This is a genomic window from Bradyrhizobium sp. USDA 4341 (genome assembly GCF_054063755.1).
Genome location: NZ_JBSSGO010000002.1, coordinates 5,014,124 through 5,031,561, shown reverse-complemented (window position 1 = coordinate 5,031,561; position 17,438 = coordinate 5,014,124). Strand labels below are relative to the sequence as shown.

20 protein-coding genes are annotated in these 17,438 nt (G+C 64.9%); 11 read left to right on the top strand and 9 right to left on the bottom strand.

The genetic code is table 11. The features are described 5' to 3' along the window. Window positions 1–23: 23 nt before the first annotated feature. Window positions 24–410: a nuclear transport factor 2 family protein gene (locus tag ACVIGB_RS29860; protein WP_092120249.1), complete on the bottom strand. Its 387-nt coding sequence runs from the start codon at window positions 408–410 to the stop codon at window positions 24–26. Between the two features lie 202 nt (window positions 411–612). Here ACVIGB_RS29860 and ACVIGB_RS29855 point away from each other — a divergent pair, with 202 nt between their 5' ends. Continuing rightward, window positions 613–1,059, top strand: coding sequence for a GFA family protein (locus ACVIGB_RS29855; protein WP_456719960.1), 447 nt, complete (start codon window positions 613–615; stop codon window positions 1,057–1,059). A gap of 12 nt (window positions 1,060–1,071) precedes the next feature. On the opposite strand, the gene ACVIGB_RS29850 is transcribed toward ACVIGB_RS29855, so the two are convergent. Further along, window positions 1,072–1,428, bottom strand: coding sequence for a hypothetical protein (locus ACVIGB_RS29850; protein WP_456719961.1), 357 nt, complete (start codon window positions 1,426–1,428; stop codon window positions 1,072–1,074). 355 nt (window positions 1,429–1,783) lie between these two features. Between ACVIGB_RS29850 and ACVIGB_RS29845 the strand changes: the two genes are divergently transcribed. Next, on the top strand, window positions 1,784–3,685 hold the full coding sequence (locus ACVIGB_RS29845) for a caspase family protein (RefSeq protein WP_456719962.1): 1,902 nt from the start codon (window positions 1,784–1,786) through the stop codon (window positions 3,683–3,685). 10 nt (window positions 3,686–3,695) lie between these two features. On the opposite strand, the gene ACVIGB_RS29840 is transcribed toward ACVIGB_RS29845, so the two are convergent. Both ACVIGB_RS29840 and ACVIGB_RS29835 read right to left on the bottom strand, forming a co-directional pair. After that, complete coding sequence (locus ACVIGB_RS29840) at window positions 3,696–4,376, bottom strand: DUF1345 domain-containing protein (protein ID WP_456719963.1); 681 nt, start codon at window positions 4,374–4,376, stop codon at window positions 3,696–3,698. A gap of 136 nt (window positions 4,377–4,512) precedes the next feature. Then, window positions 4,513–5,433, bottom strand: a complete 921-nt coding sequence (locus ACVIGB_RS29835) for a polyprenyl synthetase family protein (protein WP_456719964.1) — start codon at window positions 5,431–5,433, stop codon at window positions 4,513–4,515. Window positions 5,434–5,561: 128 nt separating this feature from the next. Here ACVIGB_RS29835 and mtgA point away from each other — a divergent pair, with 128 nt between their 5' ends. The 4 genes from mtgA to ACVIGB_RS29815 all read left to right on the top strand — a co-directional run bounded on the left by mtgA (window position 5,562) and on the right by ACVIGB_RS29815 (window position 7,998). Then, a complete protein-coding gene (gene mtgA, locus ACVIGB_RS29830; RefSeq protein ID WP_456719965.1) occupies window positions 5,562–6,305 on the top strand; it encodes a monofunctional biosynthetic peptidoglycan transglycosylase in 744 nt (247 codons plus the stop codon). A 157-nt stretch (window positions 6,306–6,462) separates the two neighbouring features. Further along, window positions 6,463–6,648, top strand: a complete 186-nt coding sequence (rpmF, locus tag ACVIGB_RS29825; RefSeq protein WP_021077536.1) for a 50S ribosomal protein L32 — start codon at window positions 6,463–6,465, stop codon at window positions 6,646–6,648. A 227-nt stretch (window positions 6,649–6,875) separates the two neighbouring features. After that, complete coding sequence (locus ACVIGB_RS29820) at window positions 6,876–7,508, top strand: hypothetical protein (RefSeq protein WP_456719966.1); 633 nt, start codon at window positions 6,876–6,878, stop codon at window positions 7,506–7,508. 19 nt (window positions 7,509–7,527) lie between these two features. Next, window positions 7,528–7,998 carry a YybH family protein gene (locus ACVIGB_RS29815; RefSeq protein ID WP_092120233.1) on the top strand — a complete coding sequence of 157 codons (471 nt, stop codon included), beginning with the start codon at window positions 7,528–7,530 and terminating at the stop codon, window positions 7,996–7,998. A gap of 23 nt (window positions 7,999–8,021) precedes the next feature. Here ACVIGB_RS29815 and ACVIGB_RS29810 read toward each other — a convergent pair whose 3' ends face one another. After that, window positions 8,022–8,306 carry a hypothetical protein gene (locus ACVIGB_RS29810; protein WP_456719967.1) on the bottom strand — a complete coding sequence of 95 codons (285 nt, stop codon included), beginning with the start codon at window positions 8,304–8,306 and terminating at the stop codon, window positions 8,022–8,024. Window positions 8,307–8,525: 219 nt separating this feature from the next. Between ACVIGB_RS29810 and ACVIGB_RS29805 the strand changes: the two genes are divergently transcribed. Continuing rightward, window positions 8,526–10,217 carry a putative bifunctional diguanylate cyclase/phosphodiesterase gene (locus tag ACVIGB_RS29805; protein WP_456719968.1) on the top strand — a complete coding sequence of 564 codons (1,692 nt, stop codon included), beginning with the start codon at window positions 8,526–8,528 and terminating at the stop codon, window positions 10,215–10,217. A 168-nt stretch (window positions 10,218–10,385) separates the two neighbouring features. Here the strand turns inward: ACVIGB_RS29805 and phaR are convergent, their stop codons facing one another. Beyond that, window positions 10,386–10,976, bottom strand: coding sequence for a polyhydroxyalkanoate synthesis repressor PhaR (gene phaR, locus ACVIGB_RS29800; protein ID WP_092120227.1), 591 nt, complete (start codon window positions 10,974–10,976; stop codon window positions 10,386–10,388). A gap of 313 nt (window positions 10,977–11,289) precedes the next feature. Here phaR and ACVIGB_RS29795 point away from each other — a divergent pair, with 313 nt between their 5' ends. The 3 genes from ACVIGB_RS29795 to yddG all read left to right on the top strand — a co-directional run bounded on the left by ACVIGB_RS29795 (window position 11,290) and on the right by yddG (window position 14,472). Continuing rightward, window positions 11,290–12,468 (top strand): acetyl-CoA C-acetyltransferase, encoded by a 1,179-nt coding sequence (locus tag ACVIGB_RS29795; RefSeq protein WP_092120225.1) that lies wholly within the window; start codon window positions 11,290–11,292, stop codon window positions 12,466–12,468. A 268-nt stretch (window positions 12,469–12,736) separates the two neighbouring features. Then, window positions 12,737–13,462: an acetoacetyl-CoA reductase gene (gene phbB, locus ACVIGB_RS29790; RefSeq protein WP_092120223.1), complete on the top strand. Its 726-nt coding sequence runs from the start codon at window positions 12,737–12,739 to the stop codon at window positions 13,460–13,462. A gap of 143 nt (window positions 13,463–13,605) precedes the next feature. Next, window positions 13,606–14,472 carry an aromatic amino acid exporter YddG gene (gene yddG, locus ACVIGB_RS29785; RefSeq protein ID WP_456719969.1) on the top strand — a complete coding sequence of 289 codons (867 nt, stop codon included), beginning with the start codon at window positions 13,606–13,608 and terminating at the stop codon, window positions 14,470–14,472. Here yddG and ACVIGB_RS29780 read toward each other — a convergent pair. From ACVIGB_RS29780 to gloB, 3 genes are all read right to left on the bottom strand, one after another. Continuing rightward, window positions 14,469–15,164, bottom strand: a complete 696-nt coding sequence (locus tag ACVIGB_RS29780; protein WP_456719970.1) for a flavin reductase family protein — start codon at window positions 15,162–15,164, stop codon at window positions 14,469–14,471. The genes yddG and ACVIGB_RS29780 overlap by 4 nt on opposite strands. A 75-nt stretch (window positions 15,165–15,239) precedes the next feature. Continuing rightward, the gene (locus ACVIGB_RS29775) at window positions 15,240–15,674 is read right to left on the bottom strand and encodes a cupin domain-containing protein (protein ID WP_092120215.1); all 435 of its coding nucleotides are present in this window, start codon (window positions 15,672–15,674) and stop codon (window positions 15,240–15,242) included. Further along, complete coding sequence (gene gloB / locus ACVIGB_RS29770; RefSeq protein WP_420968143.1) at window positions 15,674–16,441, bottom strand: hydroxyacylglutathione hydrolase; 768 nt, start codon at window positions 16,439–16,441, stop codon at window positions 15,674–15,676. The genes ACVIGB_RS29775 and gloB overlap by 1 nt, the downstream gene beginning before the upstream one ends. A 183-nt stretch (window positions 16,442–16,624) precedes the next feature. Between gloB and ACVIGB_RS29765 the strand changes: the two genes are divergently transcribed. Continuing rightward, window positions 16,625–17,377, top strand: coding sequence for a class I SAM-dependent methyltransferase (locus ACVIGB_RS29765; RefSeq protein ID WP_176528500.1), 753 nt, complete (start codon window positions 16,625–16,627; stop codon window positions 17,375–17,377). The last annotated feature ends 61 nt before the right edge of the window (window positions 17,378–17,438 follow it).

Here is a 17,438-nt window from a genome sequence, read left to right as displayed (position 1 = left end):
CAGGGATGCGGTGGGCCGCCCGGTCAGTCCCGCTGATCGTAGCGGTAGGACTTCGAGACGATCTGCCAGCCGTCGGCGAGCTTCATTGCGACGAGGTAGTCGGTGAAATAGCGCGGCGGCAGCTGGCAACGCACCTTGATGAAGGCGGTGTTGTCGTCGGAGCGGTCGATGGTGACGATGAAGTCCTCGCGCGGCTTGCCTTCGGCCTTCGCCGACGGCCGCTTGCGCACCAAAGCGAGCCAGTCCGGCACGCTGAGGACCTTCAGCTCGCCCTTGTCCACCCAGCGCAGGTCGGCACTGGGATGAAAGGCCGTCGCGAGCTTGTCGGCATTGCTCTCGTATAGGCCGTCGAAATAGGTTTGCACGACGCTTTCGACGCTGGATCGTTCTTGGGTTCTTTCTTGGCTCATTGGGTGGTCCTCCCGGCAGGGTTTTGGTCTACTAGAGCGTTTTCGAGCGAAGTGGGTACCGGTTCGCGTGAAGAAAACGCGTCAAACAAGAATCGAGAGCCTCCGTTCCGATTCAATCGGAACGGAAAGGGCTCCAGGATTTAGCCATGAACCGCCAGATTGCGCCATGGCCGGCGATAAAATTCCGCGTGAGGAGTGAGTTGTGACCGCATCTGAAAATTCGAACGCAAGCTCGAACGAAACGATCCTGACCGGCGAATGCTTCTGCCGCGACGTGCGCTATGAAGTGGCCGACGCGTTCGGCTATGCGCTGAATTGTCACTGCTCGAACTGCCGGCGCACCACGGGGTCGGCGTTCAAGCCGTTCGCAGGCATCGCGCGCGAGAAATTCACCGTCACCAGCGGCGCCGCGGGACTTTTGATCTACGGCGACGAGCTCACCCACGACGCGCATTGCGGCCGCTGCGGGTCGCTGCTCTATTCGCGCGTCCGTAACGGCGCCTATGTCCATGTCACGATGGGTACGCTGCGCGATGCGCCGACGATCCGGCCGACCGCGCATATCTTCGTCGGCTCGAAGGCGCCCTGGTACGAGATACTGGACGACCTGCCGCAATATCAGGAGCACGTCACGCAAGGCGGGGAATAAATCCGCGCGATATCAGTTCTTGTCTTGGGCTTGCTCAGCTTGCGCGGCAACGGTCGTGGACGGTCCCAACGCGAAGGCGAGCACGACGTTGTCGGCGCGTTGCTTGAACTCCTTCCCGACCGCGCTACGCGCGGCGTCGGCGAGTTCCTGCAACGGCTTGTCCTGCAGCAGGCTGGGGAAGGTGACGGTCACGGACGTGAGCCGGCCATTGTGCCAGTTGAACCCAACCGCCGGCTTGACCCCGATCGTGGCAAGGAGATCTTGCTCCACGGTCCTGGCGTGCTTGAAGCCGTCGAATACGGCATCGACCAGGCCGCAGCCCGCGGCGCAGCCGGCCAACAGCGCGAGGGCGAGGAGGGCTCGTGCCATGCTGCGGACCCTGCCGGCCCTGGCGGATGGAACCGCCGCGCTTGTGCCCTGCATCATGTCCTCCGTGCTTCTGTTCTTGTTGCCGCGATCGTGCACGAAATCGCGTGACCAGCCAAATCCGAACCGGCGGTCTGTTTCGTCGACTAACAGTCAGGATGGTATGGTCCACGCCGTCGCGGATCGTGAGGCGTCTCACAAAGCACCCCGGCTGCTTCTGGTAAACGGACCTGCATGCTAGAGCGTTTTCGAGCGAAGTGGATACCGGTTCGCGTGAAGAAAACGCGTCAAACAAGAAACTAGAGCTTCGTTCCGATTCAATCGGAACGGGGCTCTAGAAAACGGCCAGAGTGTCGCCATGAACGGGTCTGGGCTCTTGAACTTGAAACGGTTGCTGCTCGCCGTCGCGGCCTTGCTGCTGATCGCCTGCCAGCCCGCTTTCGCCGAGAAGCGCGTGGCGCTGGTGCTTGGCAACTCGGCCTATCGGAACACCGCGCCGCTGGCCAATCCGGTCAACGACGCCTCGGTGATGGCCGCGACGTTGAAGAATGCCGGCTTCGACGTGGTCGACTTCCGCAAGGACCTCCCGGCCGTCGAAACCCGCCGCGCGCTGCGCGAATTCGCCGACCTCGCCCGCGATGCCGATATCGCGCTGGTCTATTACGCCGGCCACGGCATCGAGGTCGACGGCGCCAATTACCTGATCCCGGTCGACGCCCGGCTGGAGCGCGATACCGACGTCTATGACGAGGCGTTTTCGCTCGACCGCATCCTGGTCGCGATCGAGCCGGCTAGGCGACTGCGGCTGGTGATCCTCGATGCCTGCCGCGACAATCCGTTTGCCAAGACCATGAAGCGGACGCTGGCGACCCGGGCGATCGGGCAGGGGCTCGCCAAGGTCGAGCCGACCAGCCCGAACGTGCTGATCGCCTATTCGGCGAAAGCCGGCTCGACCGCGGCCGACGGCGACGGCAAGAACAGCCCGTTCACGATCGCGCTGTCGAAGTTCCTGCCGACCCCCGGTCTCGATGTCCGCCGCGCCTTCGGTTATGTCCGCGACGAGGTGCTGAAGACCACGAATAACCGCCAGGAGCCGTTCGTCTATGGCTCGCTCGGCGGCGAGGACGTGCCGCTGGTGCCGGCACCGGCCAAACCGGCGCCCGCCGCCGCTGCTGCTGCCGCGCCCACAGCGCCCGCACCGACGCCGCAGTCGGAGGCACGTCGCGATTACGAGCTGGCGCTGCAGATCGGCAACAAGAGTGCGATGAACGCCTTCCTTGCCCAATATCCCAGCGGCTACTACGCCAGTCTCGCCAGATTGCAGCTGGAGAAGTTCACCGCCGAGGACGCGCGCGTGGCAGCCACCGAGAAGGCGCGTCTGGCCGAGCAGGAGCGCGCCCGGCTCGCCGCCGAGGGCGCGCAGAAGGCGCAGCAGGTCAAGGCCGAGGCCGACGCGAAGGCTGCCGAAGCGGCGCGTCTTGCCGCGGAACGGGCCAAGCAGGTCGCACAGGAACAGGCCTCGGCCGCCGAGCAGAAGCGGCAGGCGGATGCCGCGCTGGCCGATCGTGCCGCGACGAACAAGGCGGCTCCCGATCAAGCGGCAACGCAGGCTGCGGCCGCATCGCCGGCTCCGCCGGCTGCTCCCGAGAAGACCACGACCGTGGCCGCATTGGCCACCGGGTCACCCGAGGTGGACGTGGTCAAATCGGTGCAGGCCGAATTGCGCCGCGTCGGCTGCCTGAGCGGCACCGTCGACGGCGACTGGAACGCAGCCTCGCAGCGCTCGCTGACGCTGTTCAACCGCTATGCCGGCACCAAGCTCGACATCAAGACTGCCAGTGTCGACACCCTCGATGCCGTCAAGCTGAAGCAGTCCCGCGTCTGTCCGCTGGTCTGCGAGCACGGCTACAAGGCTGACGGCGATCGCTGCAGCAGGATCGTGTGCGCCGAGGGCTCGTTCCTCAACGACGACAATGAATGCGAGAAGCGGCGTGAGCGGAAGCCGGTCGCCAAGCGCGACAGCGACGAGCGACCGTCGCGCCGTGACCGCGAACGCGCATTCCGTCCGCAGCGCGAGCCACAGGTCCCGTCCGCGGAAATTCCGCGCCCGCAGGGCCGTGCCAGGGCGGAAGGCGGCGGCAGCGGTCAGATCATGTGCGATGCGTATCTGTGCCGTCCGGTCAGGCATGGCTGCCATCTCGAGTATCGCGGCGGCGGCGGCCCCGGCGGCAACGTCGGCAATGTCGAGGTCTGCAATTAGCGTGCGGCAGCTAGATCGCGCTCGCGGCGATATTCACCATCAGGGCCAGCAGCGCCGTGTTGAACACGAACGAGATGATGCCGTGCACGGTCGCGGTGCGGCGGATGATCTTGTCGGTGATGCCGACGTCGGAGACCTGCGCGGTCATGCCGATCACGAACGAGAAATAGACGAAGTCCCAGTAATCGGCGTCGGCATGCTCATCGCCGCTCGGGAATTGCAATCCGCCGGGCGTCTTGCCGCGGTAGAACTCGTGGGCGTAGTGCAGCGCGAACGCGGTGTGGACCGCCGTCCATGACAGCGTGATGGTGACGATTGCCACCGCCAGTCCGGCCGGGCTGCCCTTGGATGCGCCGAGTTCGAATACGATGGCCAGGAGGCTTGCCAGCGCGCCGAACGCGGTCAGCAGCAGGATCAGGAAACGGCCATCGTCCTGCAATATGGCGCTGCGCTTGATGTGGGCGACGCCACAGCGCAGCATCATCACATAGGCGAGCGCGAGATAGAGCGCGGCGAAAGCGTCCCAGCCGGCCAGCATGCGGGTGACGAGGCGCGTCGAGCCGGGGATCAGCAGCGCGACGGCGATGCCGACCGCGATCGAGACGAAGGTCCGCGGCCGGCCCACCACCACGCGGACCGGCATCGGCAGTTTGCGGAAGCGAACAAGGCGGTCGTCGATCTCCTTGCTCATTTCGCGCTTTGCTTTCGGTTAGAGCATGATCCGGAAAAGTGGAGCCCGGTTTTCCCTCGCGACAAACGCGTAGCGTTTGCGCGGAGATCATGCTCGGACAAGGAGATTAGATCATGAATGCGATTCGCATCATGATCTAGTTCTTGCGCTCGGCGACGAAACGGGCGGCTGCGCGCAGCACGTCGCCCCGGTTCCCGAACACCGACAGCGCGGCGTCGGCGCGCGCCAGCAGGTCGCGCACGCGCTGCTTGGCGCCGTCGATGCCGAGCTGGGTGACGAAGGTGGTCTTGCCGAGCACGGCGTCGGCGCCGGCCGGCTTGCCGAGTGCGGCGGCGTCGCCCTCGACGTCGAGCAGATCGTCGGCGATCTGGAAGGCTTCGCCGAGCGCTTTGCCGTAATCGTCGAGCGCCTGGTATTCCTTCTGCGAGGACTGGCCGAGGATCGCACCGGCGATGCAGCCGAAGCGGAGCAGCGCGCCGGTCTTCATCTGCTGCAGGCGCGCGACGTCGACCGGTTCGCGGTCGCCGAAGCGGCCTTCGCCGGCGAGGTCGAGGATCTGGCCGCCGGCCATGCCGCCGACGCCGGAGGCGCGCGCCAGCGCGCGGGTCAAGAGCAGGCGCACCTGGGCGTCCTTGTGGATCGCATCGCGGGTGATGATGTCGAAGGCAATCGTCAGCAGCGCGTCGCCGGCGAGGATCGCGGTGGCGTCGTCATAGGCCTTGTGCAGGGTCGGGCGGCCGCGGCGCAGATCGGAATTGTCCATCGCGGGCAGATCGTCGTGGATCAGCGAATAGCAGTGGATGCATTCAAGCGCTGCGCCCACCAGCAGGGCGGATTCGCGCGGGATGCCGAACACCGCGGCGCTCTCGACCGCAAGGAACGGCCGCAGCCGCTTGCCGCCGCCGAGGCTCGAATAGCGCATCGCCTCGATCAGCCGCTTCGGGCGCACGATCTCGTCGCTCTCGGTCGCATCGGACAGCAGTTTGGCGAGCAGGGCTTCGGTATCCTCCGCGGTCTGGTCCAGCCGCTTGGAAAACTCTGCAGTACCGGTCGTCATTAAGAATTGCTCCAGATCGATTTTCGGCCGGACAATCGTTGATGGGATCGGCTTCGTCAATTCCCGCCCTGCGACGGATCGCGCCTTAAAAGTGCTGGAAAAACCGTGAATTATCCCACAGACGTCTGATGGCGCCGGCCGTGTTCTGGCGGGCGGGTCCGAAATCCTCCCTGGAAAGGTCCTCCCCGGAAACCCCAGCTTTGCGCATTGTCCGGATTTTATTGCTGCTTTTGCTGGCCCTGCTGTTGCTGCCCTACCTGGTGACGCCGTTCTACCGCACCGGTCAGCCAGTTTCGGCCCTGATGGCGTGGCGGACCCTGCGAGGGGCCCCGGTGACGCGGCATTGGATCGATTTCGGCGCCATGTCGCCCTCACTGCCGCGGTCCGTGGTCGGCTCGGAGGACGCCCATTTCTGCAAGCACCGGGGCGTCGATTGGGGGGCGCTGCGCGAGGTGATCGACGACGCCGGGGATGGTGAGGCAGCCCGCGGCGGCTCGACCATCACCCAGCAGGTGGCCAAGAACCTGTTCCTGTGGTCCGGCCGCAGCGTGATCCGCAAGGGGCTGGAACTGCCGCTGGCGCTCTGGATCGATTTCGTGCTGCCCAAGCAGCGGATCCTCGAAATCTACCTCAACATCGCGGAAATGGGGCCGTCCGGGCAGGTTGGGGCCGAAGCCGGTGCCCAATATGCCTTCGGCCGGTCGGCGGCAGAGCTGTCACCCCGGGAGGCGGCGCTTTTGGCGGCGATCCTGCCGAATCCGGTCAAAAGGAACGCCCGGAACCCGGGTCCGGGGGTCCGCAGGCTGTCCGGCACCTATATGGCCCGGGCCAACACCGTGACGCGTTGCTGGCGCGAAAATCGCGGCTCTTGAGCGCGATTTCGAGCGGATTTTGCTGTCTCCGGGCCTAGATTTACGCGGTCCCTTCCACTATAAGCGCGGCCTTACCGGCATCGCAGCTTGCGCTTCGAAGCGCTGAGCCCGTCCGCATTTCGGACGATGCTTCCGCAACACCCTAGAGGACACCGTCATGGCCGTTCCCAGAAGAAAAACCTCGCCGTCGCGCCGTGGCATGCGCCGTTCGGCCGATGCGATCAAGACCCCGACCTATGTCGAGGACAAGGACTCCGGCGAACTGCGCCGTCCGCACCACCTCGACCTGAAGACCGGCATGTACAAGGGCCGCCAGGTCCTGAAGGCCAAGAAAGAGTCCTGATCGGACCTTCGGCTGTCGCGCCGCAGGCAGGAGCATGATCCGGAAAAGCGCGTAGCGGTTTTCCCTCGCGACAAACGCCAAAAGCGTTTGCGCGGAGATCATCCTCCAATCAAGACGGCGCTGCGCCTGAATTCGGCCAACGAGTGCGGCCAAGACGGGCGCGTCGGCGGCGAGGCCAATGAGCATCGCCGCATTGCTGGTTCTCCCTGAATAAGGCGCAAGCCCCGATGGTCGGTTTTCCGCTGCTGCTGGTTCCGCTCGCGGTCTACAACATCATCGCCTTCCTGATGCCCGGCGTGTCCTTCACGGACCCGCTGATCAGGCTGACATTGCTGTCGGGCGAGCAGTGGCAGATCACGCTCAGTGACATGCTGCTTGCCGCCGGCGTGATGCTGTTGCTGCTCGAGGTCATCAAGGGCGCGCGCCCCGGCGCGAAGTATCTCACCGACCATCTGCTGTCGCTGATCGTGTTCGGCGCGGCGGCCGCCGAATTCGTGCTCTGGCCGAAATTCGGCAACTCGACCTATTGCCTGCTGACGCTGCTGGCGCTGGTCGATTTCATTTCCGGAATTGCGCTGCGCACCCGCCGCCGTGCGGTGGTCGCGCCGGCAGCGCCGGCGCCGGTCAGCAAGCCGCAGCCCGCAGCGGTCGAGACGCCACGGCCCGCGCCTGCGGCAGAGCCTGCCCCGCCACGGCCCGAGCCGGCGCCTGTCGTCACACCGGCGCCCGCCGCGCCGGTCCCGCCAGCGACATCAGTTGCCGAATCCGTGCTGCTCGATCAGTCCACGCCAAAGCCCACGGTCAATTCGCCGGATTTGCAGCCGGGCGGCCAGCCACCGTCGGACACGCCGCAGCGCTAGACCCTTTTCGAGGACGATCATGAGCGGAGAAACGGCCCTTCCGATCGCCGATTCAACGACCACTCAATCGATCTTCGACTGGCTCGAACGGTTCGCCGCCTGCGTCAGGGCGGTCGACTATGCTGCCGCCCGTCCGTTCTGGCATTCGGACATCATCTCGTTCGGCACCTATCAGGAGCTCATCCACGGCCGTGCGCGCTGGACCGAGATGCAATGGGACAATGTCTGGCCCCGCACCGCGGATTTCGCCTTCGATCTCGCGCATGCGCAGGTGCTGATCAGCGCCGACGGCGGCATGGCGACGGTGATCACGCCGTGGACGAGCACCGGCTTCCATGCGGACGGCAGCCGCTTCGATCGGCCGGGGCGGGCGACGATCATTCTCGCGCGTCAGGCCGACGGACGCTGGCTCGGCATCCATTCCCATATGTCGCTGCGCCGCGGCGTGCCGCAGGACAGCCACGGCAACCGGCCCGTCAAGGCCCATTGATCGCAGTCCGGCGCTTGATCTTCCTAGATGATTTGCCTGGTCCGCCGCGCGACGCTGCGGCGTTCGTCGACATGCGGGCCGTAGGCGCTCTGCGCGTCGGCCAATGACCCACGCCGTTGTCCGCGCGTCTGCGGCTCGTGGGCGGCGGTGGCGATCAGATGGGCCACAAACGACGGATCGGCATGCGCCAGCGGGATCTTGGGCGCCCAATGGGTGGTCGCGGCCAGCGGCACCAGAGCCGTGCCGGTCGCCCCGGCAGTGTCTGTGAACTCGCCGTCCAGGACCTCTGATTGATCGATATCGCGCATCGCCTGCGACCCGTTGGAGCGTCATAGTCTGGGACGTTGCGTCCCTCCGCAACACCCTCATGGCAAGGGTCATGCCCGCCATCCCCAGTTCGTTCCGCGGCAGTCGAAAACGTGGTTTCCAGATTATTTATCAAGTTCTCCTAGCGTTGGATTCGCCGGAACCACTATCTTGAGGGTGTATAGAATCACCGGGTGCCGTCCCAAATCGAGACATGTTCGATGCCCCCTGTCCCGCCAGCTGCCAGCATCCTCGCCTCGCTCGGCCAAGCGACATTCGCCTGGGACCTGGCGACCGACGCGATTGCCTGGAGCGACAATGTGGCGACGGTCTTCCCGGACATTCCGGTCGCTGCGCTTGCGAGCGGCGGCGAGCTTGCAAAGCTGATCGAGCCAATGCGCTCGGTTCGATCGGATGCGCTCGGCCAGACTGGAACGGCGCGGAGCGGGGAGGGCGTTCCCTACCGGATCGAGTACGGCGTGCGGGCTGTCACCTCAGCGCCGTTGATCTGGATCGAGGAGACCGGCTGCTGGTTTGCCGGCGCCGACGGCAGGCCGGCGCGCGTGCAGGGCGTCGTTCGCATCAACAATGAGCGGCACGCCCGCGACGAGCAGCTCGTGAAGCTGTCGCGGCACGATCCGCTGACCAACGAGCTCAACCGCACCCATCTGATCGCCTCGCTCGCCGAGTCCATCGAGGAGTGCGCGCGCTTCCGCACCTCATGTGCCTTCATGCTGATCGGCATCGATCATCTGGCGCGGGTCAACGATGCCTTCGGCTTCGATGTTGCGGACGCCGTCATCGCCGAGGTGGCGAAACGGATTCGTGCCCGGCTGCGCAGCGGCGACATGCTCGGCCGCTTCTCCGGCAACAAGTTCGGGCTGATCCTGCGCAACTGCACCGTCGACGACACCAACGTCGCCGCCGAGCGCTTCCTCGCCGCGGTGCGCGACGAGGTGGTGCCGACCAGATCTGGCCCGGTGTCGGTGACGGTCTCGATCGGCGCCGTCACCATCCCGCGCCATGCGAAGTCGGCCGAGGAGGCGGTCAATCGCGCCCAGGAGACACTGGACGCCGCCAAGAGCCGCCGCGCCGGATCGTTCGCGCTGTGGAAGCCGAATGTCGAGCGCGATGCCCAGCGCCGCGTCAATATCCGCGTCACCGACGAGATCGTCACCGCGCTGAACGAGCGCCGCATCGTGATCGGCTTCGAGCCGGTGGTCGATGCGCGTTCGCGGCAGCCTTCGTTCTACGAGTGCCTGGTCCGCATGGAGCAGGAGGACGGCAGGGCGCTGCTCGCCCCCGATATCGTGCCGGTCGCCGAGCGGCTCGGCCTGATCCGGATGGTCGATCATCGCGTGCTGGAGCTTGCGATTGCCGAGCTCGCCTCCGCCCCTGGCGTCCAGCTCAGCCTCAACATCTCGCCGGACACCACGATGGATCCGGACTGGTGGGCCACTATCGAATCGCTGATGCACGCGCATCCCGGCGTCGGCGAGCGGCTGATCGTCGAGATCACCGAGACGGTTGCGATCCAGGATATCGACGACGTCCGCGGCTTTGTCACGCGGCTGAAGAATTTCGGCAGCCGGATCGCGATCGACGATTTCGGCGCCGGCTACACCTCGTTCCGAAACCTGCGCAAGCTTGGCGTCGATATTGTCAAAATCGACGGCGCCTTCGTGCAGAACATCGTTCGTTCGGCCGACGACCGTGCCTTCGTGCAGACGCTGATCGATCTCGCGCGCCGCCTTGAAATCAAGACCGTCGCCGAATGGGTGCAGGACGAAGAAGCCGCCGTGATGCTGCGCGAATGGGGCTGCGACTTCATCCAGGGCCGCCTGATCGGCCTCGCCTCACCGGACCGGCCGTGGAACGCTTCGGCGGAGAAGGTTGTGCCGGCTGCGGGCTGATCTGTTCGCCAAATTAACGGTGTCGTCCCGGCGAAAGCCGGGACCCATACGCCGCGGCTTCTCAATGAGGCGACCTGGCAGACGCCTCGTTCAATCAACAAGCATTAGTGGTTGGGTCCCGGCATTCGCCGGGACGACGATGGGGTGAGTAGCGCGCAAGAACGAGACCTACTCGTCCTTCTTCGTCGGCTGTGACATGCGCTCGAGGCGTTCCTGCATGTCCTTCATCTGGCGGCGAAGGTCGTCGATGTTGCCGTCGTCGGCCGCGGGCTCCGGCACCTTCTCGGCTTCAGTGCCGCCGCGCTGCGGCACGAACGGCTTGAACATCGAGAAGGTCTGCTGGAACAGCTCCATGTTGCGGCGGACCTGTTCTTCCAGGGGGGCAAACGGCGTACCGCTCAGGGCGCCCGCGATCTGCTTGCGGAATCTTTCCTGTTCCCGGGTCAGCTGATCGATCGACTGCTCGAGATATTTCGGCACCACCATCTGCATGCTGTCGCCATAGAAGCGGATCAGCTGGCGCAGGAAGGTGGTCGGCAGCAGGTTCTGCCCGGCCTTGTTTTCCTGTTCGAAGATGATTTGCGCGAGCACGGAGCGGGTGATGTCGTCGCCGGTCTTGGCGTCATAGACGAGGAAGTCCTCGCCTTCCTTCACCATCGCCGCGAGATCCTCGAGCGTCACATAGGTGCTCGTACCGGTATTATAGAGCCGCCGGTTCGCGTATTTCTTGATCGTGGTCGGTTGTTCAGATTTTGCCATGGGCTCACACTTCAACACCGAAGGACCTGGAACCCGGCAGCATCGCCGCTGGGCTAAATGCAACGCATCGCAGCAAAGGTAAGCATTTTCAAAGCCGTTCGGCTACCGTTTTGTGCTGCACGGTTAATCCCAAAGCAAAGGTATTGCTCAGGAAAGTGCCAAGAGCGTCATTTTGAGTGCGTCGCGGCGCAATTTGCGCCTCAGCGCGATTGACATGTCTCGACGAGGTTTACAGGATAGTCATCAAGAGACAGGCCCGCCAAACCGGCCGCCCGCCGTCGAGAAACCCAGCTACAACCCATAGGAGATGTCCATGTCAGACGATGTCGTCATCGTCAGCGCCGCCCGCACCCCGGTCGGTAGCTTCAACGGCGCGTTCGCCACAACGCCGGCCCACGACCTCGGCGCGATCGCCATCAAGGCGGCGCTGGAGCGTGCCGGCGTCGAGGGTGGTCAGGTCTCCGAAGTCATCATGGGCCAGATCCTCACGGCGGCGCAGGGCCAGAATCCGGCCCGTCAGGCCTCGATCGCGGCCGGCATTCCGGTGGAAAGCCCGGCTTGGGGCGTCAACCAGCTCTGCGGCTCGGGCCTGCGCACGGTGGCGCTCGGCTACCAGGCGCTGCTCAACGGCGATTCCTCGATCGTGGTCGCGGGTGGCCAGGAATCCATGAGCATGGCCCCGCACGCGCAATATCTGCGCGGCGGCGTCAAGATGGGCGGCCTCGAGCTGATCGACACCATGATCAAGGACGGCCTGTGGGATGCCTTCAACGGCTACCACATGGGCAACACGGCCGAGAACGTCGCCAAGCAGTACCAGATCACCCGCTCGCAGCAGGACGAGTTCGCGGTCGGTTCGCAGAACAAGGCCGAGGCGGCGCAGAAGGCCGGCAGGTTCAAGGACGAGATCGTCCCGGTCACCATCAAATCCCGCAAGGGCGATATCGTGGTCGACACCGACGAGTATCCGCGCCATGGCGCCACGATCGACGCGATGGCCAAGCTCCGTGCCGCCTTCGAGAAGGACGGCACCGTGACCGCCGGCAACGCCTCGGGCATCAATGACGGCGCCGCCGCCGTCGTCCTGATGACCGCCAAGGAAGCTGCCAAGCAGGGCAAGAAGGTGCTCGCCCGCATCGTCTCGTGGGGCCAGGCCGGCGTCGACCCCAAGATCATGGGCACCGGGCCGATCCCGGCCTCGCGCACCGCGTTGAAGAGGGCCGGCTGGAACATCGCCGATCTCGACCTGATCGAGGCCAACGAGGCGTTCGCCGCGCAGGCCTGCGCCGTCAACAAGGACCTCGGCTGGGATCCGGCCAAGGTCAACGTCAATGGCGGCGCGATCGCGATCGGCCATCCGGTCGGCGCGTCGGGCGCCCGCGTGCTGGTGACGCTGCTGCACGAAATGCAGAAGCGCGATGCCAAGAAGGGCCTCGCGACGCTCTGCATCGGCGGCGGCATGGGCATTGCTATGTGCGTTGCACGCGACTGAACAAGAGGCAGCGAGGTCGGTTAGGTGATGAAAAGATCATCTGTCAACCACGGCGCGAGCTGATAGAAAAGATGCCCGGCTTTGCGCCGGGCATTTTTGTTTCGAGAGCATGATCCGGAAAAGTGTGAATCGGTTTTCCGAAAAGATCATGCTCAAAAAAGGGAGCTAAAGCGCGATGGCGGTTCAGCCTAATCTCATCGCGCTTTGTTGAGTGAGTGCGAAGACCGGAGTGATCCGGTTATAAAAGACGGCCAAGGAGGAGACGGACATGGCACGTGTTGCATTGGTGACGGGCGGAACGCGGGGCATTGGAGCTGCAATCAGCAAGGCGATGAAAGCGGCGGGCTACAAGGTGGCGGCAAGCTACGCCGGCAATGACGCCGCGGCGGAGAAGTTCAAGGCGGAGAGCGGCATCCCGGTCTACAAGTGGGACGTCGCATCGTTCGACGCCTGCGCGGCCGGTGTGAAGCAGGTCGAGGCCGATCTCGGTCCGGTCGACGTGCTCGTCAACAATGCCGGTATCACCAAGGACACCGCATTTCACAAGATGACGCTGGAGCAGTGGAATGCCGTGATCAACACCAACCTCGGCTCGCTGTTCAACATGACGCGCCAGGTGATCGAGGGCATGCGCGCCCGCAAGTTCGGTCGCGTCATCTCGATCTCCTCGATCAACGGCCAGAAGGGCCAGTTCGGCCAGGTCAACTACTCCGCGGCGAAGGCCGGCGATATCGGCTTCACCAAGGCGCTCGCGCTGGAGAACGCCAAGGGCGGCATCACCGTCAACGTGATCTGCCCGGGCTACATCAACACCGAGATGGTGCAGGCGGTGCCGAAGGACGTGCTCGAGAAGAACGTGATCCCGCAGATTCCGGTCAACCGGCTCGGCGAACCCGAGGAGATCGCGCGCGCCGTGGTCTTCCTCGCGGCTGACGAGGCGGGCTTCATTACCGGCTCGACGCTGACCATCAACGGCGGCCAGTATCACGCCTGACGCGAGAAGCGTCGTCGCGTCGCAGACGTTCCCAATCAAGTCGTGATGCCCGGCCTTGTGCCGGGCATTTTCGTCGTTACAACCGCGAGGCGCGAAGCAGAGACAGAGACGTGGCTGGCCCGGCCGCGACGGATTGAATTCAGATGACGACCCGAACTGCCACCCTTGTCGGACTGACCGCCATCCTGATGTGGTCGCTGCTGTCGGTCATGACGGTCGCGACCGGGGCGATCCCCGCGTTCCAGCTCGCCGCCATGACGTTTGCGATCGGCGCCGCGGTCGCGTTCGCAAGCTTTCTCTTCCGTCCCGCAGCGTTCAGCGCACTGAAGCAGTCGCCGATTGCCTGGCTCGTCGGCGTCGGCGGGCTGTTCGGCTATCACGCGCTGTATTTCCTCGCGCTGCGTTTCGCGCCCCCGGCCGAGGCCGGCCTGCTCAACTATCTCTGGCCGCTGCTGATCGTGCTGTTCTCTTCGTTGCTGCCGGGCGAGCGGCTTGCGATCCATCACATCATCGGCGCGCTGCTTGGCCTCGCCGGCACCGTGCTGCTGTTCGCCGGCAACACCGGCGCCTTCACACGAGCGCAGATTCCAGGCTTCGCGGCGGCCTTCGTCGCGGCGTTCGTCTGGGCCGCCTATTCGGTGTTGTCGCGCCGGCTCAGGGCGGTGCCGACCGACGCGGTGGCGGGCTTCTGCCTGGCCACCGCCGTGCTCGCCGCGCTGGTGCACATGATGGTGGAAACCACCGTGTGGCCCGCGACACCGCTGCAATGGCTCGCGGTGATCGCACTCGGCATCGGTCCGGTCGGCGCTGCGTTCTTTGCCTGGGACATCGGCATGAAGCGCGGTGACATCCGCGTGCTCGGCGCCGCATCCTATGCCACGCCGTTGCTCTCGACCGCGTTTTTGATCCTCGCGGGCTTTGCCAAGCCCAGCGCCAACATCGCGATCGCCGCGATCCTGATCGCCGGTGGCGGTCTGATCGCGGCGAAAGACATGGTCTGGAAACGCTAGACGGCTGGCCGCCAGCCAGGCGGCTTGTAAGCGCCTTCCGGAATTTGCCCGAGCACGGAATGCTTCAGCTTCTGGGGCGACAGGCCATAGAACTGCTGAAAACTCATGATCAGCGGTCGCCATTTGTCGGGATCGATGCGGTCGGTTTGGCCGTCCATCAAAATTCCCGGATGAGCGTGCACGCGGGTCACGCGCACCTCGATTGCCATGAGATTGCCGCGCCAGACCTCGTCCTCCTGCGCCATTCGGTGGACGTGGGCGACCTTCGCTTCAATCTGTACCGGGCACTCGGCGGCGCGCGGGGCGGCGACGGTCTCGCCGTGCAATCGCGTCAAGCCGCTGATGTCGAACTTGTCCCGTTCGTGCCGATAACCGCGCTTGATCTTTCCTGCCGGCACGGGGTTCGAGCCGGTGGTGCGCGCCAGAGCATTGACGGCATCGACAAGATCGACCGATGGGAGATTGAGCACGCATTCGCCGGTGCGGATCATGTTCTCGGTGGTCTTGGAATTGCTTGCGAGGCCAAGCATGCATCGCCAGCCAACCCACCATGCCGACGACATCGGCGCCAGATTGGGCGAGCCGTCTTCATTGGTCGAGCCAATCAGAACGACGGGTGTCCCGAAATAGAGTATGGCCGGCTCAATGCTCCGCGATTCCGCAGTACGTGTGATATCGATGGTGCTGAGCATGCTGGCTTCCTCATGTGAAGCCTAGAGCTAATGGCTTGGTGCCCACTTACCCACCCGATTCCCGAGTAGCTTTTTTCAGTTGCCGGGGAACCAATCGGGCTTTGCCATCTCGAACTTCGCAAACTCAAATCCCGGCGCGACGGTGCAGCCGACCAGCGTCCAGTCGCCGCCGCTTGCCGCGGCCTGCCAGGCGCCTGCCGGCACGACCGCCTGTGGCTGCTCGCCGTTCGCGACATCCGGCCCGAGCGTGATCGCATGCGGCAGGCCGCCGTCCTGCGCGATCTCTAGCGTCAGCGGCGCGCCCGCGTAATAGTGCCACATCTCGACAGCGTCGATGCGGTGCCAGTGCGAGCGCTCGCCGCGCGCGAGCAGGAAGTAGATCGCGGTCGAATGCGCGCGTCCACTGGCGTCGCAGCGCTCGTCGCGAAACGTCTCGCGATAATGCCCGCCTTCGGGATGCGGCTGCAGCGCGAGCCGCGCGATGATGTCGGCAGCCGAGAGGTCGGCCATCACGACTTGTTCTTGCGCTCGCGGAGCTCGCCGAACACCAGCGCCGGGTCGGCGCCCTTCATGTGCAGCTTGGCTGCGACCGAAGGCTCGTCGGCGCGCAGGAACACGTTGGCCTTCTTCTCGTCACCCAGCAGCACGGGGATCGTCGGCTTGTTCTCGGCGCGCAGCTTCGTCACTTCCTCGGCGCGGGCCTGCAAATGCGGATTGTCGCCCTCGATGGTGAGCGCGAACTTCACGTTGGAGGCGGTGTATTCATGGCCGCAATACAGACGGAAATCGTCCGGCAGCGAACGCAGCTTCAGAAGCGAATCCCACATCATGGGATAGGTGCCTTCGAACACCCGGCCGCATCCGATCGAGAACAGCGTGTCGGCGGCGAACACCGCCTTCTCGCCGTCGAACACATAGGAGATGTGGTCGAGCGTATGGCCGGGGGTCTCGACCACGCGCGCGAGCAGGCTGCCGACCTTGATGACGTCGGCATTGGCGGCGCGCAGATCGACATTGGCGATCTTGGCCGACTGGTCGTGCGGGGCGACGACGCGGCAGCCGTACTTCTGCTTCAGCTCGGCGACGCCACCGACATGGTCGCCATGGTGATGGGTGATCAGGATGTCGGTCAGCGTCCAGCCTTCGTGCTCGAGCGCCTTGATGATCGGGCCGGCCTCCGGCGCGTCGATCGATGCCGTCGCCTTGGTGGCGGGATCGTGGATCAGGTACCCGAAATTGTCGGTGAGGCAGCTGAAGGTGCGAATTTCGGCGGTCATGATATCTCCACGAACAAACGGGACGGACATTTCAGAGCATGGTCTTTTCGAAAAGCCGGCGTCGCCGTTTCCGGATCATGCTCTTACCGCGCCCAATATAGGGGTGAAATATGGCGTTAACGCTCCGGCGGCAACGCAAATTTCGGCGCTCCCCGGCTGTAACGGGCATGTTAGGCTGGGATCATGGACGTCATCGACCTCCGCGACTTCTATTCGCAGCGCCTCGGCATCGTGGCGCGGCAGCTGATCAACCGTGGCATCCGTGCGCGGTGGCCGAATGCGGAAGGCCAGCGCGTGCTCGGGCTCGGCTATCCGACACCTTACCTCGGCCTGTTCCGTGATACCTGCGAGCGCTGCATTGCCTTCATGCCGGCGGCCCAGGGCGTGCTGAAATGGCCGACCGGCCGGCCTGCGCTGGCGACCCTGATCGACGAATTCTCGATGCCGTTGCCGGATGCGGCGGTCGACCGCGTGCTGCTGGTGCATGCGCTGGAGATGTCCGACGATCCGGAGCGGCTGCTGCGCGAGGTGTGGCGGGTGCTGTCGCCGTCGGGGCGGCTGATCGCGATCATCCCGAACAGGCGCGGCGTCTGGACCCGCACCGATGCCACGCCGTTCGGCCATGGCCGGCCCTATTCGCGGGCGCAGATCACCCAGCTGTTGCGGCAGACCTGGTTCACGCCGGCGTCATGGGGTGAGGCGCTGTTCATGCCGCCGGTGCAGGGCAGCTGGTTCTTGCGCTCGGCGATGGCGTGGGAGCGGGTCGGCGCGGCGCTGTCGATGCCGTTCGCCGGTGTGCATATCGTGGAAGCAAGCAAGCAGGTCTATCGCGCGATCCCGGCGCGCCGCGAACGCACGCAACTGATCCCGTCATTGCGTCCGGTGCTGGTGCCGTCCTCGACGGCGACGCGCAAATCCAGTCACGCGGAGTCGTGAAACGACGTGACACGGATAATTCACCCTCCCCTGGAGGGGTCGAGACGAGCGAAGCTCGCTC